Raw genomic sequence first — 21108 nt, forward strand, 5'->3', positions numbered from 1 at the left:
TTCTTCATGGATATCGGGATGATTCGTGGCCTGGGCACCGTTGTCGTGATGGTGGCCTTTATCGGCCTGGCGTTGTGGGTATTCAGCCCCAAGCGCAAGTCGGAGTTTGAAGACGCGACCTTGCTGCCTTTTGCGGATGACCCCGAAGCCATCAAGCACGTCGAGCAAGCTTCTAGGAGTAACAAAGAATGACTACGTTCTGGAGTCTGTACGTCACAGTCCTCAGCCTGGGTACCATCTTCGCCCTGACCTGGCTGCTGCTGTCGACGCGCCGCGGGCAGCGCGCCGAACAGACCGACGAGACCGTCGGCCACTCGTTCGACGGTATCGAGGAGTATGACAACCCGCTGCCGAAGTGGTGGTTCATGCTGTTCGTCGGCACCATCATCTTCGCCCTCGGTTACCTGGTGCTGTACCCCGGCCTGGGCAACTGGAAAGGCTTGCTGCCGGGCTACAACTACCTCGACAACGACAAGCAAACCCCCTTCGCCAACGGCCAGACCGGCTGGACCGGCGTGCACGAATGGGAAAAGGAAATGGCCAGGTCGGACGCCAAGTTCGGGCCGATCTTCGCCAAATTCGCGTCGATGCCCATTGAAGAAGTAGCCAAGGACCCGCAAGCCCTGAAGATGGGTGGCCGCCTGTTCGCCTCCAACTGCTCGGTATGCCACGGTTCCGACGCCAAAGGCGCCTATGGCTTCCCCAACCTGACCGACGCCGACTGGCGCTGGGGGGGTGAGCCGGCCACCATCAAGGAAACCATCATGAAAGGCCGCCATGCCGTGATGCCGGCCTGGCTGGATATCCTGAAGGAACAAGGCGTCAGCGACGTGGCCGCCTTCGTCGTGACCAGGCTCGATGGGCGCAAGCTGCCGGAAGGCATCAAGGCCGACGTAGCCAACGGCGAAAAACTCTTCGCCGCCAACTGCGTCGCCTGCCACGGCCCGGCCGGCAAAGGCACTCCCGCCATGGGCGCGCCCGACCTGACCCACCCAGGGGCCTTCATCTACGGTTCGAGCTTCGCCCAGTTGCAGCAGACCATCCGTTGGGGCCGCCAGGGCCAGATGCCAGCGCAGGAATTGCTGCAAGGCAATGACAAGGTGCACTTGTTGGCGGCGTATGTGTACAGCTTGTCGCAAAAGCAAGAATAAGTTCCAAGCGGCAAGAGAAAAGCCCCGTACAGCGAACGCTGACGGGGCTTTTTTCGTTCAGGATGCAGCGATAATTGAAACGACGCTCTACCACTTGTGGCTTGCCGCTTGAAGCTTGTAACTGGGCCGTAGTAACGTAACTACATTCACTCCATTAATTGGGAGGCGCCCAATGACCATCACGACCATTTCCAGCCGCGAATTCAACCAAGACACAAGTGGTGCCAAAAAAGCCGCCCGGCAAGGGCCGGTTTTTATCACCGATCGCGGCAAGCCTGCCCATGTACTGCTAAGCATTGAGGACTATCAGAAACTGACAGGGCTCAATGCCGACATCGTTGACCTGTTGGTGATGCCAGAAGCGGCAGAGATCGCCTTCGAAACCGAGCGTGCCGTCATCACTCATCGACCCGTGGACCTCTCTTGATGTATCTACTCGACACCAACGTAATCTCTGAACTTCGTAAACCCCAGGCCGACGCAAAGGTCGTCGCCTGGGCCAGAAGCGTGATTGCCCCGCGCATGTTCATCTCAGCAATTACCCTGAAAGAACTGGAGACCGGCGTGCTGCGCATGGAGCGCCGAGATCCGGCGCAAGGGAAAGTATTGCGTACCTGGCTGAAGCGCCATGTGATGCCCGCTTTCGATGCCAGAGTTCTGCCGGTGGATGCTGCAGTCGCGCTGCGTTGTGCGCACCTGCATGTGCCGGATCAGGCTAACGAAAGCGATGCGTTGATTGCTGCGACCGCTCTGGTGCATGGGCTCACCGTCGTCACACGCAACGTCAGTGACTTTCAATCCAGCGGTGTTGCGCTGATCAATCCATGGGACGAATGACCTCCCCGCTGGCCAAAACCGACCATACTTCCCAAGTCAATTGATCCAGATCACGTACACCATCAATTGATTTCCCCCAACGCGACCAAAGGTCGCACCCTTGGCGTACCATCGGGGGCGTATCATTAAGCCACTGCAACATCCTTAATTTGACCCCGGTTGGCACGTACTGGCCGAGGCAAATCTCCACCGCCGTGGGAAGCAATGATGAGCAACCAGATACCGGTACATGACGTTACCCCGCCTGCCAAAAACCCGAATGGCGCAGACCCCAAAACGGTCGATCTCTACGCGTCGCGAGAGAAAATCTACACCCGCGCCTTCACCGGCCTGTTCCGCAATTTACGCATGCTGGGCGGCGCGGGTTTGTTCCTGCTCTATTTCGGCACGGTGTGGCTGAACTGGGGCGGTCACCAGGCCGTCTGGTGGAACCTGCCGGAGCGTAAGTTTTTCATTTTTGGCGCGACCTTCTGGCCCCAGGATTTCATCCTGCTCTCGGGCATTCTCATCGTCGCGGCGTTTGGCCTGTTCTTCATCACGGTGTACGCCGGGCGCGTGTGGTGCGGCTACACCTGCCCGCAAAGCGTGTGGACGTGGATCTTCATGTGGTGCGAAAAGGTCACCGAGGGTGACCGCAACCAGCGCATCAAGCTGGACAAGGCGCCAATGGGCGCCAGCAAATTCCTGCGCAAACTCAGCAAGCACACGCTGTGGCTGCTGATCGGCTTTGTCACCGGCATGACCTTTGTCGGCTACTTCTCGCCGATCCGCGAATTGGTGTTCGACTTCTTCACCGGCCAGGCCGACGGCTGGTCGTATTTCTGGGTCGGTTTCTTCACCCTCGCCACCTACGGCAACGCCGGCTGGCTGCGCGAACAGGTGTGCATCTATATGTGCCCGTATGCGCGCTTCCAGAGCGTGATGTTCGACAAGGACACCCTGATCGTTTCCTACGACCCACGCCGTGGCGAAGCGCGTGGCCCGCGTAAAAAAGGCGTCGACTACAAGGCCCAGGGCCTGGGTGACTGCATCGATTGCACGATGTGTGTGCAGGTCTGCCCCACTGGCATCGACATCCGCGACGGCCTGCAAATCGAGTGCATCGGTTGCGCCGCGTGCATCGATGCCTGCGACAACATCATGGACAAGATGGACTACCCGCGCGGCCTGATCAGCTACACCACCGAGCACAACCTCTCCGGGCAGAAGACCCACAAATTGCGCCCACGCCTGATCGGCTACGCCCTGGTGCTGCTGACGATGATGAGCCTGTTGGCCGCCGCATTCTTCATGCGCTCGCTGGTGGGTTTCGACGTGAGCAAGGACCGCGTGCTCTACCGTGAGAACGCCGAAGGCCGCATCGAAAACGTCTACAGCCTGAAGATCATGAACAAAGACCAGCGCGACCACACCTACGTGCTCGACGCCGCCGGCCTGCCAGACCTCAAGCTGCAAGGCCGACGCGAGATCAAGGTGGCGGCCGGCGATATCGTCAGCATGCCGGTGGAGCTGTCGAGCGCGCCGGAGCAACTGCCATCGAGTACCAACGAGGTCACGTTCATCCTCAAGGATGCCGATGACGCCAGCGTCCACATCGAAGCCCGGAGCCGATTCATCGGCCCCCAAGTTCGTTAAATAGAAAGCTTCGTTAACAGAGAGCCGAACAATGCCTTCAGCCACTGCCGCAAGCCCTTGGTACAAGCACCTCTGGCCCTGGATCATCATTGCGATCCTGGCCTGCTCGGTGACCCTGACCTTGTCCATGGTGACCATCGCGGTGAACAACCCGGACAACCTGGTCAACGACAACTACTACGAGGCCGGCAAAGGCATCAACCGCTCCCTGGACCGCGAACGCCTGGCCCAGACCCTGCAACTGCGGGCCAAGCTGCACCTCGATGAGTTGACCGGTGAAGTCGACCTGCAACTGAGCGGCTACAGCAACCCGAAGACCCTGGAACTGAACCTGATTTCCCCGACCCAGCCCGAGAAAGACCGCAAGATCAACCTGGCCCGCAGCGACAGCGAGCCTGGCCGTTACATCGGCCAGGTCACCGACAAGGTCGATGGCCGCCGCTTCGTGGAACTGCTCGGCGTGGAGGGCGACAAGACCTGGCGCCTGTTCGAGGAAGAAGAAGTCAGCCACGACAAGGACCTGCTGTTGGGGGATGAGCCGTTGCAGGGCGCCGAAGACCTGAAGAAGTAAAAAAGCGCTTCGCGCATCGCGGGCAAGCCCGCTCCCACAAAGGATCGCGGCGTCCTTGTGGGAGCGGGCTTGCCCGCGATGAGGCCCTCCCAGCCACTGAAGATTCCAACCCATGACCACCCCCGTCCCTTGCTACCACTGCGCCTTGCCCGTTCCGCCAGGCAGCCGGTTCACCGCCGACATCCTCGGCGAACGTCGTGAACTCTGCTGCCCGGGCTGCCAGGCCGTGGCCGAAGCCATCGTCGCCGGTGGCCTGGAAAGCTACTACCAGCACCGTAGCGAAGCCTCGGCCAACCCCGAGGCGCTGCCGGTGCAACTGGTGGACGAACTGGCGCTGTACGACCGCGCCGACGTGCAAAAACCCTTTGTGCGCCACGACGGCGAGTTGGCGGAAGCCACCCTGCTGATGGAAGGCATCAGCTGCGCCGCGTGTGGCTGGCTGATCGAAAAACACCTGCGCAGCCTGCCCGCCGTGGCCGAGGCGCGCTTGAACCTGTCCAACCATCGCTTGCACGTGCGCTGGGCCGACGGGCAATTGCCGCTGAGCCAGGTGCTCAGCGAACTGCGCCACATCGGCTACGCCGCCCACCCTTATCAAGCCGACCGCGCCGCCGAGCAACTGGCCGGCGAAAACCGCCTGGCCCTGCGCCAGCTGGGGGTGGCCGGGCTGCTGTGGTTCCAGGCAATGATGGCGACCATGGCCACCTGGCCGGAATTCAATATCGACCTGAGCCCGGAGCTGCACGTGATCCTGCGCTGGGTGGCGATGTTTCTGACCACCCCTATCGTGTTCTACAGCTGTGCGCCGTTTTTCAAAGGTGCCATGCGTGACCTGCGCACGCGCCACCTGACCATGGATGTGTCGGTGTCCCTGGCCATTGGCGGTGCTTACCTGGCGGGCATATGGACCGCGATCACCGGTGCCGGCGAGTTGTATTTCGATGCCGTCGGCATGTTCGCCCTGTTCCTGCTGGCCGGGCGCTACCTGGAGCGTCGGGCCAGGGAGCGTACCGCCGCCGCCACCGCCCAACTGGTCAACCTGCTGCCGGCCTCGTGCCTGCGCCTCAAGGGCGATGGCCAGAGCGAGCGCATCCTCTTGAGCGAACTGGCCCTGGGTGACCGCGTACTCGTGCATCCGGGCGCGGTGCTGCCGGCGGACGGGGTGATCGTCGATGGGCAGTCCAGCATCGACGAATCCCTGCTCACGGGTGAATACCTGCCGCAACCGCGCCAACTCGGGGATACGGTCACGGCCGGCACGCTGAATGTCGAAGGCGCGTTGACCGTCGAAGTACGCGCCCTGGGTCACGACACACGCCTGTCGGCCATCGTGCGTCTGCTGGAGCGGGCCCAGGCCGATAAACCGCGCCTGGCGCAAATCGCCGACCACGCCGCGCAATGGTTCCTGTTGGGTTCGCTGATGGCCGCCGCGCTGATCGGCCTGTGGTGGTGGCAACTGGATTCTTCGCGGGCGTTCTGGATCGTGCTGGCGATGCTGGTAGCGACCTGCCCCTGTGCGTTGTCCCTGGCCACGCCCACCGCGCTCACCGCCGCCACCGGCACCTTGCACAAACTCGGGCTGTTGCTGACCCGTGGCCATGTGCTGGAGGGGCTGAACCAGATCGACACGGTGATTTTCGACAAGACCGGCACCCTCACCGAGGGCCGTTTGGCGCTGCGGGCGATCCGGCCCCTGGGCGGGTTGAACAGCGACCAGTGCCTGGGCCTCGCCGCTGCCCTCGAAAACCGCTCCGAACACCCTATTGCCCGCGCCTTTGGCCGTGCGCCGCTGGCGGCCGAGGAAGTGCTCAGCACCCCCGGCCTCGGCCTGGAAGGGCGCGTGGGCGAACGCCTGTTACGCATCGGCCAGCCAGGGTTTGTCTGCGAACTCAGCGGCTGCCCGACGCCCGCTTCGCCGGACGACGCCGGGCAATGGCTGCTGCTGGGCGACCGCCAGGGTGCCCTCGCCTGGTTCGTGCTGGATGACCGCTTGCGCAGCGATGCCCCGGCCCTGCTGGCCGCGTGCAAGGCGCGCGGTTGGCGCACGTTGCTGCTATCGGGTGACAGCTCGCCGATGGTCGCCAGCGTCGCCGTTGAACTGGGCATCGACGAAGCCCATGGCGGCCTGCGCCCGGACGACAAGCTGCAGGTGCTGCAACAACTGCACAAGGAAGGCCGCAAGGTGCTGATGCTCGGCGATGGGGTCAACGATGTGCCGGTACTCGCCGCCGCCGATATCAGCGTGGCCATGGGCTCGGCCACCGACCTGGCCAAAACCAGCGCCGATGCGGTGCTGTTGTCCAACCGCCTGGACGCCCTGGTGCAAGCCTTCAGCCTGGCGCGACGTACCCGACGGGTGATTATTGAAAACCTGTTGTGGGCGGGCCTATACAATGGCCTGATGCTGCCGTTTGCCGCCCTGGGCTGGATCACCCCTATCTGGGCGGCGATCGGCATGTCCCTCAGTTCGTTGACCGTGGTGCTCAACGCCTTGCGCCTGACTCGCCTGCCGAGCACGCCGGCCGTCAGCGCCCCCTCAATCACCCGCCCGCTGCCGGCCTGAGCCGCGCGGGCATGGAGTGCAGATGCCAGCTTTATACGTGATGATTCCGGCGGCGCTGCTATTGGTGGGTGTCGCCATCTACATCTTCTTCTGGGCGGTGGACAGCGGCCAGTACGACGACCTCGACGGCCCCGCCCACAGCGTGCTGTTCGATGACCAGGACCCCAACCACCTGGCCGCCGTCGATGAAGCCAACGGCCCCGAGCAGCCGCCCGCGCCGAAAGACCCGCCCCATGCTTGACCTGGCACCGTTACTAGTCTCCGCGCTGATCCTCGGCTTGCTGGGTGGCGGCCATTGCCTGGGCATGTGTGGCGGGCTGATGGGCGCGCTGACCCTGGCGATTCCCAAGGAGCAGCGCAGCCTTAGGTTTCGCCTGCTGCTGGCGTACAACCTGGGGCGCATCCTCAGTTACGCCAGTGCCGGAATAGTGATCGGCCTGGCGGGCTGGGCGGTGGCCAACAGCCCGGCGGCGATGTTCATGCGCGTGCTTGCCGGCGTGTTGTTGATCTGCATGGGGTTGTACCTGGCCGGCTGGTGGAGCGGCCTTACCCGTATCGAAAGCCTCGGGCGCGGCCTGTGGCGGTATATCCAGCCCGTTGCCAACCGTCTGCTGCCGGTGACCAGCCTGCCGCGTGCATTGCTGTTGGGTGCATTGTGGGGCTGGTTGCCGTGTGGGTTGGTCTACAGCACCCTGCTGTGGGCCGCGAGCCAGGGCAATGCCTTGAACAGCGGCTTGCTGATGCTGGCGTTCGGCTTGGGCACCTGGCCGATCCTGCTGGCGACCGGCCTGGCCGCCGAACGTGTTACCGCCGTGCTGCGAAAACGCAGCGTGCGCGTGGCTGGTGGGTTGCTGGTGATCCTGTTTGGCCTGTGGACATTGCCAGGGCCCCATCAGCACTGGCTAATGGGCCACTAAAAGGCCATGTGGCATAGCGCCGCTCCCCGTTGATACAAATCAAGATGCCATATCCGCCATCCCCCTAGACTCGGGCCCACTAGTCTCTCCGGGGGATACCCGCATGCTCGACACCATTTGTTGGGACACCGACCTGATTCAACGCTACGACCTGGCGGGGCCGCGCTATACCTCCTACCCCACCGCCGTACAATTCGACAGCCAGATCGGCACCTTCGACCTGCTCCATGCCCTGCGCGACAGCCGCAAGGCCATGCGGCCGCTGTCGCTGTATGTGCATGTGCCGTTTTGCGCGAACATTTGCTACTACTGCGCCTGCAACAAAGTCATCACCAAGGATCGCGGCCGCGCCCAGGCCTACCTGCAACGCCTGGAACAGGAGATCCAGCTGGTGGCCTGCCACCTCGACCCCAAACAGCCGGTCGAACAACTGCACTTGGGCGGTGGCACCCCGACCTTTCTCAGCCACGACGAACTGCGGCAGGTCATGGGCAGCCTGCGCCAACACTTTAATTTGCTGGACGATGACTCCGGCGACTACGGCATCGAGATCGACCCGCGCGAAGCCGACTGGGCCACCATGGGCCTGCTGCGTGAGCTGGGCTTCAACCGCGTGAGCATCGGCCTGCAGGACCTCGACCCGGACGTGCAACGCGCGGTCAACCGCCTGCAGAGCCTGGAAGAAACCCGCGCGGTGATCGATGCGTCGCGCACGCTGCAATTTCGCTCGATCAATATCGACCTGATCTATGGCCTGCCCAAACAAACGCCGATCAACTTTTCGCGCACCGTGGAGGAAGTGATCAAGCTGCAACCGGACCGCCTGTCAGTGTTCAACTACGCACACCTGCCGGAGCGCTTCATGCCCCAGCGGCGGATCAACAGCGACGAACTGCCGACGCCGGCCTCCAAGTTGCTGATGCTGCAAACCACCATCGAGCAACTGACCCAGGCCGGCTACCGCTACATCGGCATGGACCACTTCGCCCTGCCCGATGACGAATTGGCCATTGCCCAGGAAGAAGGCACCCTGCAGCGTAATTTCCAGGGCTATACCACCCATGGGCATTGCGACCTGATCGGGCTCGGCGTCTCGGCCATCAGCCAGGTGGGCGACCTGTACTGCCAGAACAGCAGCGACCTCAACGGTTACCAGAACGCCTTGGCCGGCGCGCAACTGGCCACCAGCCGTGGCCTGGTCTGCACTGCGGATGATCGCCTGCGGCGAGAAGTGATTCAGCAGTTGATCTGCAATTTCAGCCTGGTATTCGAGCAGATCGAACAGGCCTTCAACATTGATTTTCGCGGCTACTTCGACGCCGTCTGGCCACAGCTGCAAGCCATGGCCGACGACGGACTGATCGAACTCGACGCCCAGGGCATTCGCGTACTGCCTGCCGGGCGACTGCTGGTGCGAGCGGTGTGCATGGTGTTCGATGCCTACCTGGAACATCACAACCGACAGCGCTTTTCACAGGTGATCTAGTTACATCGACAACGCAGCGGCCTTGAGGGCGTCTTCGCCACTCAAGCCTTTCATCGCCTTGGCCAGGGAGGTCTGGGCGGTAACCAGGCTGGCCTGCAAAGCACTGAGCGCGCCCTGCAGATTTTTGATCTTGATCCGGGCCTCTTCCGGGTTAAGGCGCTTGTCCGCCATCACCGCTTGCAGTTCAGCCTGCTTCTCGGCGATCTGCGCTTTGATCTTGCGGATCATCTTCAGCACCTGCTGAACGTTGTCCGGCAGGCCGCTCTCGTCGATATCGCTGTTGGATTTCTTCGTCGCGCTCATGGCCTGCAAGGCGGCACCGGAAAAAGTCACCACCACGCCCTCGGTGTCCTGGGGTTTCCTGAGCGGCGCGCTAGTGGCGTCGCTGAGTTCCTTGGCAGCAGCGGCCGCTTTCGTTTCCGCCACCAGGTCCTTGGGTTCCGGCAAGGGCGTGGGGTGAGTGCTTGCGGGGGCATTGCTACCCAGGGAAATCACGATTAGAGCCTCCAAACTCAGGGATTCATTGCTTTGTATCGGCCCGGATACCTAAAGCTATATATCGGTACTGCTTTTTTGTACATGCTGGCTCACGACCCCACAGTGCGGTACCCTTACGTCTTATGTGTGTTTTCCCACAAGGATCTAAGAAATGTCCGAGCCAGCCAAACTGCGTGCTCACGGCCAAGCTCACTGCAAGGATTGCAGTCTGGCCCCCCTCTGCTTACCACTTTCGTTGAATTTGGAAGACATGGATGCGCTGGACGAGATCGTAAAACGCGGTCGCCCGCTGAAAAAAGGCGAGTTTCTGTTTCGCCAGGGCGACAAGTTCGATTCCGTGTATGCAGTTCGTTCGGGGGCGTTGAAGACGTTCAGCCTGAGCGACGGCGGCGAAGAGCAAATCACCGGTTTCCACTTGCCCAGCGAACTGGTGGGGTTGTCGGGCATGGACACCGAAATTCACCCGGTGTCGGCCCAGGCTCTGGAAACCACCTCGGTGTGCGAAATCCCCTTCGAGCGCCTCGACGAGCTGGCCCTGCAATTGCCGCAACTGCGCCGCCAGCTGATGCGTGTGATGAGCCGCGAGATCCGTGACGACCAGCAAATGATGCTGCTGTTGTCCAAGAAAACCGCTGACGAGCGCATCGCAACCTTCCTGGTCAACCTGTCGGCGCGTTTCCGTGCCCGTGGTTTTTCGGCCAACCAGTTCCGCTTGAGCATGTCGCGCAACGAAATCGGCAATTACCTGGGGCTGGCGGTGGAAACCGTGTCCCGCGTCTTTACCCGTTTCCAGCAGAACGAATTGCTGGCGGCCGAAGGCAAGGAAGTGCACATCCTCGACCCGATCCAACTCTGCGCACTGGCCGGTGGTTCACTCGAAGGCTGATGCACGAAGGCTGATCCAGACACCCGCGGCCGCGCCAATCGGCGAGGCCGCGGGTATACTTCGAGTCCGTTTTCCGCTCCCAGGACTCTTCGACGATGACCTTCGATTCGTTCGACATCAAATCCCTGATCCGCCCCGTCATCGACTTCCCCAAACCTGGGGTGATCTTTCGGGACATCACGCCGCTGTTCCAATCGCCCAAAGCCCTGCGCCTGGTGGCCGACACCTTTGCGCACCGCTATGTCGAGGCTGACTTCAGCCATATCGGCGCAATGGATGCACGCGGCTTCCTGATCGGCTCGATCATCGCCTACCAACTGAACAAACCGCTGATCCTGTTCCGCAAGCAGGGCAAGCTGCCGGCTGACGTGCTGTGCGAGGGTTACCAGACCGAATACGGCGAGGCCTTCCTGGAAGTACATGCCGACAGCCTGTGCGAGGGCGATTCGGTGCTGATCTTCGATGACCTGATCGCCACCGGCGGGACCTTGATCGCCGCAGCGAACCTGGTGCGGCGCATGGGCGCGAAGGTCTTCGAAGCGGCGGCGATTATCGATTTGCCGGAGTTGGGTGGCTCGCAGCGCTTGGAAGATATGGGGATTCCGGCTTTTTGCCTGACGCAGTTTGCGTTGACTGATCGTTAACGATTGACCGGACTGACGCCATCGCGGCATCGGTATCTACGCGAAACTTTGTGGCGAGGGAGCTTGCCTCCCGTGACGGCCTGCCAAGCGAAAAGTATTTAACGGGATTATTGCGATTTAATTGTGGGAGCGGGCTTGCTCGCGAAAGCGGTGTGTCAGTGAATACATCTTTGACTGAACCACCGCTTTCGCGAGCAAGCCCGCTCCCACAGTTGGTCGCGTTTCGCCAGCTCTCTATCTGTCGGCTATGACGCCGTCCAGGGGCAAGCCCGGCTTCCACATTGGATCCTGCGGTGTTCTTTAGAGCGCGATCGGCTTGCGACCGGCGAACGAATGCGCCAGGGTGCCGCCATCCACCAGTTCCAACTCGCCCCCCAGCGGCACGCCATGGGCGATACGCGAGGTGATCAAACCTTTGTTGCTCAACAATTGGGCGATGTAATGGGCGGTCGCTTCGCCTTCCACCGTCGGGTTGGTGGCCAGGATCACTTCGGTAAAGGTGCCCTGCTCTTCAATCCGCGCCACCAGTTGCGGAATACCGATGGCTTCCGGGCCCAGGCCGTCCAGCGGCGACAGGTGGCCCTTGAGCACAAAGTAACGCCCGCGATAGCCGGTCTGCTCCACCGCGTACACATCCATCGGACCTTCCACCACACACAGCAGCGTGTCGTCGCGGCGCGGGTCGGCGCATTGCGGGCAGAGTTCTTCTTCGGTGAGGGTGCGGCACTGGCGGCAATGGCCAACACCTTCCATGGCCTGGCTCAGGGCCTGGGCCAACCGGGTGCCGCCGCTGCGATCACGCTCCAGCAGTTGCAGCGCCATGCGCTGGGCGGTTTTCTGGCCGACACCCGGCAACGTGCGCAGGGCGTCGATCAGTTGACGAATCAAGGGGCTGAAGCTCATGGGGCAATGGTCCGACAAAACAACGAGACGCGGTTTATACCCGCGCCCCGGATTAGCGTCAAATGCTCAATCCTGCGCGACGCGCACCACCAACTTGCCGAAGTTGCGCCCCTCGAGCAAGCCGATAAAGGCTTCGGGTGCCTGCTCCAGGCCATCCACCACGTCTTCGCGGAATTTGATCTTGCCCTCGCGTACCCACGGCGCCATCGCACTAAGGAACTCAGGCTGGCGATCGCCATAGTCGTCGAACACGATAAAGCCCTGGATGCGCACACGCTTGGTCAACAGGGTGCGTTGCAGGGCCGGCAGGCGATCAGGGCCGCTGGGTGCTTCATGGGCGTTGTAACCGGCGATCAACCCGCACAGGGGAATGCGCGCCTTGGGGTTGAGCAACGGCAGCACGGCGTCGAACACCTTGCCACCGACGTTCTCGAAGTAGATGTCCACGCCCTTGACGCACGCCTGGGCCAGTTCGTCGGCAAAGCCTGCGCTCTTGTGGTCGATGCAGGCATCAAAGCCCAGCTCATCCACCACATAACGGCACTTGTCGGCACCACCGGCCACCCCGACCACACGCAGGCCCTTGAGCTTGGCCACCTGGCCCACCACCGAGCCGACCGCGCCGGAAGCCGCGGCCACTACCAGGGTTTCCCCGGCCTTGGGCTGGCCAATGTCCATCAGGCCCATGTAGGCGGTCATGCCTGGCATGCCCAGCACACCCAGCGCCATGGAGGGGCTGGCCAGGCCGCCAGGCACGGGGATCAGATTGCGTCCGTCGCAAATGCTGTGGCTCTGCCAACCGGTGGCGCCCACCACGAGGTCACCCACCTCGAATTTGGGATTACGCGATTGCTCGATACGGCTGACAGCGCCGCCGGTCATTACCTCGCCGATTTCCACCGGCGCGGCGTAGGACGGTGCGTCACTCATGCGGCCGCGCATGTAGGGGTCGAGGGACAGGTACAGGGTTTTGAGCAGTACCTGGCCGTCCGCCAATTCCGGCAGGCTGACACGTTCCAGGCGGAAGTTTTCCGGGGTGGGCGCGCCGTGAGGGCGCGAGACCAACACAATGCGTTGGTTAAGGGTCGGTTCTTGAGACATGAAAGGAGCTCCTTTATCGAATTCATCGGTATAGGGTGCAGACCATGGTAGCTCCCCCAGGGTTCGATCGGATCAGCGCCCAAAAAAAATGCCAGGCGCGACGCCTGGCATTTATGTGGCTGCTGACGCTCGCCAATCAGAACGGCAGCTTCATACCCGGCGGCAGTTGCATGCCAGCGGTCACGCCGGACATTTTGTCCTGGCTGTTGGCTTCGATCTTGCGCACGGCGTCGTTGACGGCGGCGGCGAACAGCGCCTCGAGCATTTCCAGGTCATCCTCACCCACGCCTGGCAGCACGCTTGGGTCGATGCTTACGCGCTTGATGTCGTGACGACCGGTCATCACCACGCTGACCATATCACCACCCGCTTTACCGGTGACTTCGGCGTTGGCCAGTTCTTCCTGCATCTTGGCCATCTTTTCCTGCATCTGCTGCGCCTGCTTCATCAGGCCGGCCATGCCACCTTTCATCATGGGAATCACCTCAAAAGTACGTGGATCAATTAATAGCCCGGTGTCATGACGCTTGGGGCACCGGAGCTTCGACAGGTTCAATAGTATCGTGACGGACGACCGCACCGAACTGTTGCATCATTTGCTGGATGAGCGGATCGCCATGGATCGACGCCTCGGCCTCGCGCTGGCGGTTGAGGCGCCGACGCGTGGCGGCCTGGGCCGGGGTTTCCTGCTCGGGCTTGATCAGCTCGATGGCGATGGTCAGCGTGCGCTCATGGTACTGGTTCAAGGCATCGTTGAGGCGCCGTTGCTGGGTCGCGTTGAACAGGGCGCTGTGGGCCGGGTCCAGGTGCAATACCCAGTGGTCGCCGTCGATGGAGATAAGGGTGCAGTTGGCGGCGATGCTGCCGGTCATGCCGGAGATCGGCAGTTTCGGGAACAGCTCCAGCCATTGCAGGGCCAGGCCGGTGGCCGGCGCTGCGGCGGGTTCAGGCTCGGGCTCGGGCGCAGGCTCAGCGGTGTGTTCACTGGCCAGTTCGTCCAGGTAGCTGTAGGCCGAATCCATGTCCGGCTCGATGTAGTCTTCGTCCAGCGGCGGCTCGTCGTCGAGGTCGATGCCCGGCGTGGCGGCCTCCACTTGGGCGACGGTCGGCTCCGGTACCGGCGCCGACACCCATTCCGGCGCATCAGGAACCACGCTGTCCGGGGTGGGCGTGGGCATCGGCGTCAATTCAGGTTGCTCGCCGCTGGTTTCCAGGACGGGCTCCACGGCGGGCTGCAGCTCGATGTCGGCCTCGGCGTCTACCGGGTCGTTCCAGGGCAGGTCGACGACCGGCGCGGGCTCGGGCGCCGGCTCTGGCTCGATCACCGGCTCGGGCTCAACCACGGGCGCCGCCACCGCAGGTGCGGGCTCAGGGGCCGGCGCAACCGGCGCAGACGCAGCAACCACTGGCGCGACCTCCGCCGCGCCAGCCACTGGCTTGGCGGAATCAACTGTGGCCTGGCTGATCCCCACTGGCTTTAGCGGTTGTCTCGGCGCATCGGCCGAATCGGCGGGCCGGAAGGCCAGCATTCGCAGCAGGACCATTTCGAAGCCACCGCGCGGGTCCGGCGCCAAAGGCAGATCACGACGGCCAATCAACCCCATCTGGTAGTAGAACTGCACGTCTTCGGCCGGCAGCGCCTGGGCCAGGGCCAACACGCGATCGCGGTCGCCATGGCCGTTGTCGACCCCCTCGGGCAGGGCCTGGGCGATGGCGACGCGGTGCAGCACATTGAGGATTTCGGAGAGCACGCCGTTCCAGTCCGGGCCCTGCTCCGACAAATGGCGCACCGCTTCGAGCAACGCCCTGGCATCGCCTTCGATCAGCGCGTGCAGCACGTCGAATACCTGGCCGTGGTCGAGGGTGCCGAGCATGGCGCGCACGTCGGCGGCCATGACCTTGCCTTCACCAAACGCGATGGCCTGGTCGGTGAGGCTCATCGCATCGCGCATCGAACCATCGGCGGCGCGGCCGAGCAGCCACAACGCGTCGTCTTCGAACGGCACGTTCTCGACGCCCAGCACGTGGGTCAAATGCTCGACCACCCGCTCGGGGGTCATGTTTTTCAGGGAAAACTGCAGGCACCGCGACAGAATCGTCGCCGGCAGTTTCTGCGGGTCGGTGGTGGCGAGGATGAATTTGACGTAGGGCGGCGGCTCTTCCAGGGTTTTCAACAAGGCGTTGAAGGAATGGCTGGAGAGCATGTGCACTTCGTCGATCAGGTAGACCTTGAAGCGCCCGCGGCTTGGCGCGTACTGCACGTTGTCGAGCAGTTCACGGGTGTCTTCGACCTTGGTGCGGCTCGCGGCGTCGATCTCGATCAGGTCGACGAAACGCCCTTCGTCGATTTCCCGGCACACCGAACAGGTGCCGCAGGGCGTCGAGGTGATGCCGGTTTCACAATTCAGGCATTTGGCGATGATGCGCGCAATCGTGGTCTTGCCCACCCCCCGGGTCCCGGTAAACAGGTAGGCATGGTGCAGCCGTTGGCTGTCCAAGGCATTGATCAGAGCCTTGAGCACATGGGTCTGGCCGACCATTTCGCGGAACGAGCGCGGGCGCCATTTACGTGCAAGAACCTGATAACTCATCGAAAACCGTCGCAACTGGGAAGCGGAAGCCGGTAATGCTAGCGGAGCAAGGGGGAAATTGCATCCGGCACGCTCGTCTAATCTGACCAAGCTCGCCTGGCCGGTCCCGCGAAGGCCTGGACCCGGAGAGTGTATGCGCGCAGTTGCGGATGAAAATGTCCGGCAAAAACCCGGTGCCCGTACACGCTCCTGACAAGAACTGACAGGCGCCCCTTATAGACTCGGCGCCACACAACGCCCGTTCTCAAGGAGCTCGCATGAACACCATCGCCCATTACTGCCTGCTGTACGTCGACAGCCCGGCCACCAGTGCCAACTTCTATAGCCGCCTGCTGGACAAGCCGCCGGTCGAATTGAACCCGACCTTTGCCCTGTTCATTCTCGACAATGGTGTAAAGCTCGGGCTTTGGTCGCGCCATACCGTCGAGCCGGCAGCCCAGCTCACTGGCGGTGGTGGTGAAGTGGGCTTCTCGCTGCCCGACACAGCCGCCGTGGACACGCTGCACCACCAATGGGTGGAACGGGGCGCCATCATTATCCAGTCACCTACGACCCTGGACTTCGGCTACACCTTCGTCGCCCAGGACCTCGACGGCCACCGGTTGCGCGCGTTCTGCCTGAACGACTGACCGCCAGCGCCCCTCCAGGCTGATGGCCGCCACGCTCGTCAATACAATCACGCCGCCGATCACCACCTGCTGGGCAATCTGTTCACCCAGCAGTGTCGCAGCCATCACCATTGCCACCGGCGGGATCAGGTACATCGCCACCGACGCGCGGCTGACCTCGACATGCTTTAGTACATAGCCCCAGGCCAGGTATGCCAAGGCGCTGGGGAAAATACCCAACACCAGCACCGCCAGGTTATCCGGCAACGACGCCCGTACTGCGGCCGTGGGCAGACCCGGCAGGTTAACGCAGAGCATCAGGGTGCCCGACCACACCATGTAGCACGCCATGGTCAGCGGGCTGTAGCGGTAGGCATAGTGTTTCTGGATGGCGAAATACACGCTCCACGAGAGCGCCGCCAGCAGGATCAGCAAACCGCGCGGGTCAATAGTGCCCACGCCCTGATCGCCCCAGATCACCACCAGCACACCCAGCAACCCCACCAGCACGCAGCTCCAGCACCAGGCGCTGACGCGTTCCTTCAAGCAGAAATACGCGATGAGCACACTGAACAGCGGCGCCGACTGCGCCAATACACTGGACGCCGCCGCCGTTACCCATTGCTGCCCGGCATTGAGGCTCATGTGGTGCAGGAACACGCCGAAAAAGCCCAGCACCAACAACCACGGCACATCCCGCAGGCGCGGTCGGCCGATGCCCGTCACCAGGGCCACACCGCCCATAAAGACCGAGGCAATCAGAAACCGCAGCAACGCCAGTTGGCCGGGGCTGTAGCTGTGCAAGCCCATGTGCACGCCAGTCGGCGAAAAGGCCCAACAGAGGATCACGCCGGCAATGACTAGCGTAAGCTTCAGGGGTGACGGGGTTTTCATCGATGGTGTCCAGAAACTGAGAAGGAATGCCGTCAGTCTTGGCCCGTACAAGCAGTAGGACAATTAAGTGTTTCTGACTTCTGAAATCAGCGGAACTGAACAATGGAACTGGCCCAACTGAAAATGCTGCGAGCCGTGGCGCAAACCGGCAGCGTGGCCCAGGCCGCACAGCAATTGCACTGCGTGCCGTCGAACATCACCACACGTATCAAGCAGTTGGAAAGCGAATTGGGGACGTCGCTGTTCATCCGTGCCGGACGTGGGCTGGCCATCAGCGCCGCCGGTGAGATTTTCCTGGAGTATTGCGAGCGCATCCTCGCGCTGGTGGATGAATCCAAACGCGCAGTGGACGCCAACGCCGTTCCCCGTGGCACCTTGCGCATCGGCGCGGTGGAGTCCAGTGCCAGCGGGCGCCTGCCGCCGCTGCTGGCGGAATATCACAGACGCTACCCCGACGTCAGCCTGGAGCTGGTGACCGGCTCCTGGGCCCAGTTGCTCGACGATCTGCAGCACCATCGCCTGGACGTCGCGCTGGTGGCGGCCAGCAACAAGCGCGTCAAGCTCGAACACAGCGTGGTCTACAGCGAACGCCTGGTGCTGATCGCCAGCGCCTCCAGCGCGCCGATCCGCAGTGCCGAAGACCTCGCCGGCCGCACCCTGCTGGTGTGGCCGGCAGGCTGCCCTTACCGGGCGGCACTGGAAAACTGGCTCAAGCCCCATGCATTCAAGCCGGCCATCGCCAGCTATGCCAGCTGGGGCACGATCATTGGTTGTGTGAGTGCGGGGATTGGCGTGGCGCTGGCGCCGGAAGGCATCCTGGCCCGCTATGAGCAGGCCGATCAGTTGGCGTCGTACCGGTTTGACGAATTGCAGGCTGTGGACAACCTACTGTTCTGGCACAAAGACACCCAGCGGCATCTGGCGAGGGATGCGTTTGCCGGACTGCTGCGCGAGACCTTCGGCTAACCTGTAACAGGTTATTTCAGTTATCCTTCCGCGAAATTAATTCAAAATGTAAGGGACTACCATGAATTACTTTCGCCTGTTGTTGGCGGCGACCGCGCTGAGCCTGCCTGCCGCCCCCGCTTTTGCCGCTTCCGCACCCGCTGCGCCGGTTGAAGCCAGTGCGCCCGCCGAGACCGCCGAGCATTTTCTTGCCTCACTCAAGCAACAGACCGGCACGGTCACCCTGCCCAGTGGCATTGCAACGCTCAAGCTCAACGACGAGTTCTACTACCTCAACCCTGCCGACACCGAGCGCCTGCTCACCGATGGCTGGGGTAACCCGCCAGGCTTCAAGACCCTGGGCATGATCGTGCCCAAAGCCGTCAGTCCGCTGTCGGAACGCGGTTGGGGCGTGATCGTCAGCTACAAGGCGGATGGGCACATTTCCGACGAAGACGCCGCAAAAATCGACTACACCGACCTGCTCAAGCAAATGCAGGAAGAAGACGAAGCCGAGAACCAGGAGCGCCAGAAACAAGGCTACGCCGGCCTGCACCTGCTGGGCTGGGCTGAGCCGCCGCACTATGACGACACGTCCCACAAAATGTACTGGGCGCGTGAGCTCAAAGCCGATGACGCCGAACAGAACACCCTCAACTACAGCATCCGCGTGCTGGGTCGTGAAGGCGTGCTGGAACTCAACGCCGTCGCGGCCATGGCCGACCTGCCGACCATCAAGCAGGAACTGCCCAAGGTCCTGGCCTTCACCAACTTCACCGACGGTAACCTCTACACCGACTTCAACCCGAAAACCGACAAGCTGGCCACTTACGGCCTCGCCGCTCTGGTGGCCGGCGGAATAGCCGCCAAGGCCGGTCTGTTCGCCAAGATCGGCATCTTCCTGCTGGCAGCGAAGAAGTTTCTGGTGATTGGCGTGGTAGCGCTGCTCGCTGGCGTGCGCAAACTGTTCAACCGTAACAAGGCCTGAGCCCGGACATGAAAACGCCGCTGTGTGCCTGGCACACAGCGGCGTGGGGGGGAAGCACTCAGTGCTGAGCAGTGGGCGCGGCGAGACGGCTGTATTGATCCTGACTGATCCAGCCGGTGAACGAACGATCATCGGCGTTGATGAACTCCACCTGGGCCCAGCCATCCTTGAACGCCAGCACCCCCACCACATCGTTCTTGACGATGTACGGGCGTTTGGCGGCCTTGGCGCTTGGATTTTTCAGCAGGTATGCCTTGTCGGCCGACACGGTGACCAGGCCGATCCACTTTTTGTTGGCGGTCTGGGTCAGGTCCAGGCCGGTGGCAATCTCCGGCATCAGCACATTGAGACACCCTGGATGCTCGCGGCCGCGCTCCACCGTCAGGGTCACGCCGTCGGACGAGGGCGCCACGCTGCCAGGGTAGGCCTCGTCGAGCCAGGTGGTAAGCGCGCCGGGCTTGCCTTGCAGGTAGAACGTGCAACTGCGGGTAACGCCCTCGCCCATCGCTTCCGAATAGAAACCTTCGACCTGATGCTCCGGCGTCACCGCCAGCATCAGCCCTTCATACTTACCCGAATGCAACGCGGCCGAACCGGCCAAGGCTGAGCCCCCGGCGCACAACGACAACACACCTATCGCTAGAAAACGGATCATCCTATTTTTTCCCTTCAAGTTTTTCGTAGGCTTTTTGCATAAGGACGTCATAGTTGCCGTAGTCCTCACCGTTATAGTTACGTGCCATACCGGTAAAATCCTTGGCTTTCATGGCCTTCATTAATGCCGGGCTCTTGCTGCAAAAGCCGAGGAACGCTTTTAGTTGGTTGCCGGCATTTACTTTCAGTGCCGCCGAAAATTCAAATACCGTCTTGTAACCGCACGACGCAAAGTTGAAGCCCATGATCTGGAACATGCCCCACGAGGCCGACATCAGGGCCGCTTCCTGGTCCAAGGCAAACGCGGTGGCCATGGTTTCCCAGGCCTTGGTCTGGTCCTTGTTGTTGGTCTGCCACTGCGGCCCGGCCTTTTTCTTGTAGGGGTAAGACAGCAGCGGGTGCGCCTGGTCGTAGATGTGCTTGGTGTACTTGCGAAACAGGTGACCTTCAAAGGCGATCACCGGCAACTTCGCCGGGCCGAAGCCAGAGCGCCCGCCGGACTCCACGGTGGCGAAGGCCTTGATGATATTCACCGAAATACCGCCGCCCAGTTGCGTGGCGGCATTCTGGAAGTCCGTCTCGCTGAGGGTCATGCCCCCGTCGCACGTGGCCTGCAGCATCAGTTGCCGGTTGCGTCGCTCGGCCTCGACCATCGCACGCATGCGGTCCAGGTACACATTGACCGTGGCCTGCACCGCATCGCCGTTGTTATTGCCGAACACGTTGAGAAAGCTCGGGATGCGCATGCTCGGGAAGGCTTTTACCGGCACTTTCACCGCTTCTTCGATCAGGCTGTTGAAGGTGCGCCCAGTGGGGTCGATCACGCCATCGGGGTGAGCGTATTTGAGATGACGGAACTGGTACTGGCTGATGCACTGCACCAACTGGCCGTCGCACTTGCCATTTTCGGCCAGCGGGAAGCCCATCTTGGGAATGATCAAATTGAATAAATACTGGATGCACTGAACATCGGCGGGCAAGTTGCGGGCTTTACCGGGGGCGCCTACCGAAGCACTGATAAGACGGGGTAACCCTTGCAGGCTTTTCATCACAGACATCCTTGTTAGTTAAAGAAGTGATAGCACTTCAATATCAACCCAGCGCCATTGTCATATTCTGAAACAAGGGGCTGGCGGAAACTAACAAGGCAGTTTTGGGTTGTCCAGCGAGGCTTTTAAAAGTTGTGAAATAGCCGTCATCGACCGCGCAATAAACATCGGCGGTTGACTGGAAATA

Annotated in this window: 23 protein-coding genes; 15 read left to right on the top strand and 8 right to left on the bottom strand. The window is 61.9% G+C overall.

From position 1 onward, the window contains the following. Nucleotides 1-6: 6 nt before the first annotated feature. From AB4O05_RS24830 to hemN, 10 genes are all read left to right on the top strand, one after another. Nucleotides 7-192 carry a CcoQ/FixQ family Cbb3-type cytochrome c oxidase assembly chaperone gene (locus AB4O05_RS24830; protein ID WP_003175465.1) on the top strand — a complete coding sequence of 62 codons (186 nt, stop codon included), beginning with the start codon at nt 7-9 and terminating at the stop codon, nt 190-192. Then, a complete protein-coding gene (gene ccoP / locus AB4O05_RS24835) occupies nt 189-1151 on the top strand; it encodes a cytochrome-c oxidase, cbb3-type subunit III (protein ID WP_460134801.1) in 963 nt (320 codons plus the stop codon). Before AB4O05_RS24830 ends, ccoP begins: the two co-directional genes overlap by 4 nt. Nucleotides 1152-1323: 172 nt before the next feature. Continuing rightward, complete coding sequence (locus tag AB4O05_RS24840; protein WP_460134799.1) at nt 1324-1578, top strand: type II toxin-antitoxin system Phd/YefM family antitoxin; 255 nt, start codon at nt 1324-1326, stop codon at nt 1576-1578. Beyond that, the gene (locus AB4O05_RS24845) at nt 1578-1988 is read left to right on the top strand and encodes a PIN domain-containing protein (protein WP_460134798.1); all 411 of its coding nucleotides are present in this window, start codon (nt 1578-1580) and stop codon (nt 1986-1988) included. The genes AB4O05_RS24840 and AB4O05_RS24845 overlap by 1 nt, the downstream gene beginning before the upstream one ends. Nucleotides 1989-2195: 207 nt before the next feature. Further along, the gene (gene ccoG, locus AB4O05_RS24850) at nt 2196-3623 is read left to right on the top strand and encodes a cytochrome c oxidase accessory protein CcoG (RefSeq protein ID WP_460134796.1); all 1428 of its coding nucleotides are present in this window, start codon (nt 2196-2198) and stop codon (nt 3621-3623) included. Between the two features lie 31 nt (nt 3624-3654). After that, nucleotides 3655-4194 carry a FixH family protein gene (locus tag AB4O05_RS24855; protein WP_460134795.1) on the top strand — a complete coding sequence of 180 codons (540 nt, stop codon included), beginning with the start codon at nt 3655-3657 and terminating at the stop codon, nt 4192-4194. 112 nt (nt 4195-4306) lie between these two features. Next, nucleotides 4307-6757, top strand: a complete 2451-nt coding sequence (locus AB4O05_RS24860; protein ID WP_460134794.1) for a heavy metal translocating P-type ATPase — start codon at nt 4307-4309, stop codon at nt 6755-6757. A 22-nt stretch (nt 6758-6779) separates the two neighbouring features. Further along, entirely contained in the window at nt 6780-6998 is a 219-nt protein-coding gene (gene ccoS, locus AB4O05_RS24865; protein WP_053257431.1) for a cbb3-type cytochrome oxidase assembly protein CcoS, read from the top strand. Further along, nucleotides 6991-7674 carry a sulfite exporter TauE/SafE family protein gene (locus AB4O05_RS24870; RefSeq protein ID WP_460134793.1) on the top strand — a complete coding sequence of 228 codons (684 nt, stop codon included), beginning with the start codon at nt 6991-6993 and terminating at the stop codon, nt 7672-7674. The genes ccoS and AB4O05_RS24870 overlap by 8 nt, the downstream gene beginning before the upstream one ends. A 103-nt stretch (nt 7675-7777) precedes the next feature. Continuing rightward, nucleotides 7778-9160: an oxygen-independent coproporphyrinogen III oxidase gene (hemN, locus tag AB4O05_RS24875; protein WP_460134792.1), complete on the top strand. Its 1383-nt coding sequence runs from the start codon at nt 7778-7780 to the stop codon at nt 9158-9160. Here the strand turns inward: hemN and AB4O05_RS24880 are convergent, their stop codons facing one another. Next, entirely contained in the window at nt 9161-9655 is a 495-nt protein-coding gene (locus AB4O05_RS24880) for a hypothetical protein (RefSeq protein ID WP_460134790.1), read from the bottom strand. Nucleotides 9656-9809: 154 nt separating this feature from the next. Between AB4O05_RS24880 and fnr the strand changes: the two genes are divergently transcribed. Beyond that, entirely contained in the window at nt 9810-10544 is a 735-nt protein-coding gene (fnr, locus tag AB4O05_RS24885) for a fumarate/nitrate reduction transcriptional regulator Fnr (RefSeq protein ID WP_460134789.1), read from the top strand. Between the two features lie 95 nt (nt 10545-10639). Next, complete coding sequence (locus AB4O05_RS24890; RefSeq protein ID WP_460134788.1) at nt 10640-11188, top strand: adenine phosphoribosyltransferase; 549 nt, start codon at nt 10640-10642, stop codon at nt 11186-11188. Between the two features lie 300 nt (nt 11189-11488). Here AB4O05_RS24890 and recR read toward each other — a convergent pair whose 3' ends face one another. The 4 genes from recR to dnaX all read right to left on the bottom strand — a co-directional run bounded on the left by recR (nt 11489) and on the right by dnaX (nt 15783). Next, nucleotides 11489-12091, bottom strand: a complete 603-nt coding sequence (recR, locus tag AB4O05_RS24895; protein ID WP_460134786.1) for a recombination mediator RecR — start codon at nt 12089-12091, stop codon at nt 11489-11491. A 66-nt stretch (nt 12092-12157) separates the two neighbouring features. Then, on the bottom strand, nt 12158-13192 hold the full coding sequence (locus AB4O05_RS24900; RefSeq protein ID WP_460134785.1) for an NADP-dependent oxidoreductase: 1035 nt from the start codon (nt 13190-13192) through the stop codon (nt 12158-12160). A gap of 136 nt (nt 13193-13328) precedes the next feature. Continuing rightward, entirely contained in the window at nt 13329-13667 is a 339-nt protein-coding gene (locus AB4O05_RS24905; protein WP_003193199.1) for a YbaB/EbfC family nucleoid-associated protein, read from the bottom strand. A gap of 43 nt (nt 13668-13710) precedes the next feature. Beyond that, nucleotides 13711-15783, bottom strand: coding sequence for a DNA polymerase III subunit gamma/tau (gene dnaX / locus AB4O05_RS24910; protein WP_460134784.1), 2073 nt, complete (start codon nt 15781-15783; stop codon nt 13711-13713). Nucleotides 15784-16040: 257 nt separating this feature from the next. Here dnaX and AB4O05_RS24915 point away from each other — a divergent pair, with 257 nt between their 5' ends. Further along, on the top strand, nt 16041-16412 hold the full coding sequence (locus tag AB4O05_RS24915; RefSeq protein ID WP_460134783.1) for a VOC family protein: 372 nt from the start codon (nt 16041-16043) through the stop codon (nt 16410-16412). On the opposite strand, the gene AB4O05_RS24920 is transcribed toward AB4O05_RS24915, so the two are convergent. After that, entirely contained in the window at nt 16326-17285 is a 960-nt protein-coding gene (locus AB4O05_RS24920) for a DMT family transporter (RefSeq protein ID WP_460134782.1), read from the bottom strand. The genes AB4O05_RS24915 and AB4O05_RS24920 overlap by 87 nt on opposite strands. A 102-nt stretch (nt 17286-17387) precedes the next feature. Between AB4O05_RS24920 and AB4O05_RS24925 the strand changes: the two genes are divergently transcribed. Together AB4O05_RS24925 and AB4O05_RS24930 are read left to right on the top strand one after the other, a co-directional pair. Further along, a complete protein-coding gene (locus AB4O05_RS24925; protein WP_460134781.1) occupies nt 17388-18251 on the top strand; it encodes a LysR family transcriptional regulator in 864 nt (287 codons plus the stop codon). Between the two features lie 61 nt (nt 18252-18312). Continuing rightward, nucleotides 18313-19218, top strand: a complete 906-nt coding sequence (locus AB4O05_RS24930) for a DUF2167 domain-containing protein (RefSeq protein ID WP_460134780.1) — start codon at nt 18313-18315, stop codon at nt 19216-19218. Between the two features lie 58 nt (nt 19219-19276). On the opposite strand, the gene AB4O05_RS24935 is transcribed toward AB4O05_RS24930, so the two are convergent. After that, the gene (locus tag AB4O05_RS24935; protein WP_460134779.1) at nt 19277-19873 is read right to left on the bottom strand and encodes a hypothetical protein; all 597 of its coding nucleotides are present in this window, start codon (nt 19871-19873) and stop codon (nt 19277-19279) included. Nucleotide 19874: 1 nt separating this feature from the next. Then, nucleotides 19875-20921 carry an N-acetylmuramidase family protein gene (locus tag AB4O05_RS24940; RefSeq protein WP_460134778.1) on the bottom strand — a complete coding sequence of 349 codons (1047 nt, stop codon included), beginning with the start codon at nt 20919-20921 and terminating at the stop codon, nt 19875-19877. Nucleotides 20922-21108: the final 187 nt, after the last annotated feature.

Source organism: Pseudomonas sp. S1_G07 (assembly GCF_054668565.1).

Coding starts and splice junctions, on each gene's coding strand:
- AB4O05_RS24915 (WP_460134783.1), top strand. CDS start 16,041: ATGAACACCATCGCCCATTACTGCCTGCTGTACGTCGACAGCCCGGCC.
- AB4O05_RS24845 (WP_460134798.1), top strand. CDS start 1,578: ATGTATCTACTCGACACCAACGTAATCTCTGAACTTCGTAAACCCCAG.
- ccoG (WP_460134796.1), top strand. CDS start 2,196: ATGAGCAACCAGATACCGGTACATGACGTTACCCCGCCTGCCAAAAAC.
- ccoS (WP_053257431.1), top strand. CDS start 6,780: ATGCCAGCTTTATACGTGATGATTCCGGCGGCGCTGCTATTGGTGGGT.
- AB4O05_RS24905 (WP_003193199.1), bottom strand. CDS start 13,667: ATGATGAAAGGTGGCATGGCCGGCCTGATGAAGCAGGCGCAGCAGATG.
- fnr (WP_460134789.1), top strand. CDS start 9,810: ATGTCCGAGCCAGCCAAACTGCGTGCTCACGGCCAAGCTCACTGCAAG.
- dnaX (WP_460134784.1), bottom strand. CDS start 15,783: ATGAGTTATCAGGTTCTTGCACGTAAATGGCGCCCGCGCTCGTTCCGC.
- ccoP (WP_460134801.1), top strand. CDS start 189: ATGACTACGTTCTGGAGTCTGTACGTCACAGTCCTCAGCCTGGGTACC.
- AB4O05_RS24900 (WP_460134785.1), bottom strand. CDS start 13,192: ATGTCTCAAGAACCGACCCTTAACCAACGCATTGTGTTGGTCTCGCGC.
- AB4O05_RS24930 (WP_460134780.1), top strand. CDS start 18,313: ATGAATTACTTTCGCCTGTTGTTGGCGGCGACCGCGCTGAGCCTGCCT.
- AB4O05_RS24920 (WP_460134782.1), bottom strand. CDS start 17,285: ATGAAAACCCCGTCACCCCTGAAGCTTACGCTAGTCATTGCCGGCGTG.
- AB4O05_RS24860 (WP_460134794.1), top strand. CDS start 4,307: ATGACCACCCCCGTCCCTTGCTACCACTGCGCCTTGCCCGTTCCGCCA.
- recR (WP_460134786.1), bottom strand. CDS start 12,091: ATGAGCTTCAGCCCCTTGATTCGTCAACTGATCGACGCCCTGCGCACG.
- AB4O05_RS24940 (WP_460134778.1), bottom strand. CDS start 20,921: ATGAAAAGCCTGCAAGGGTTACCCCGTCTTATCAGTGCTTCGGTAGGC.
- AB4O05_RS24830 (WP_003175465.1), top strand. CDS start 7: ATGGATATCGGGATGATTCGTGGCCTGGGCACCGTTGTCGTGATGGTG.
- hemN (WP_460134792.1), top strand. CDS start 7,778: ATGCTCGACACCATTTGTTGGGACACCGACCTGATTCAACGCTACGAC.
- AB4O05_RS24935 (WP_460134779.1), bottom strand. CDS start 19,873: ATGATCCGTTTTCTAGCGATAGGTGTGTTGTCGTTGTGCGCCGGGGGC.
- AB4O05_RS24870 (WP_460134793.1), top strand. CDS start 6,991: ATGCTTGACCTGGCACCGTTACTAGTCTCCGCGCTGATCCTCGGCTTG.
- AB4O05_RS24890 (WP_460134788.1), top strand. CDS start 10,640: ATGACCTTCGATTCGTTCGACATCAAATCCCTGATCCGCCCCGTCATC.
- AB4O05_RS24925 (WP_460134781.1), top strand. CDS start 17,388: ATGGAACTGGCCCAACTGAAAATGCTGCGAGCCGTGGCGCAAACCGGC.
- AB4O05_RS24855 (WP_460134795.1), top strand. CDS start 3,655: ATGCCTTCAGCCACTGCCGCAAGCCCTTGGTACAAGCACCTCTGGCCC.
- AB4O05_RS24840 (WP_460134799.1), top strand. CDS start 1,324: ATGACCATCACGACCATTTCCAGCCGCGAATTCAACCAAGACACAAGT.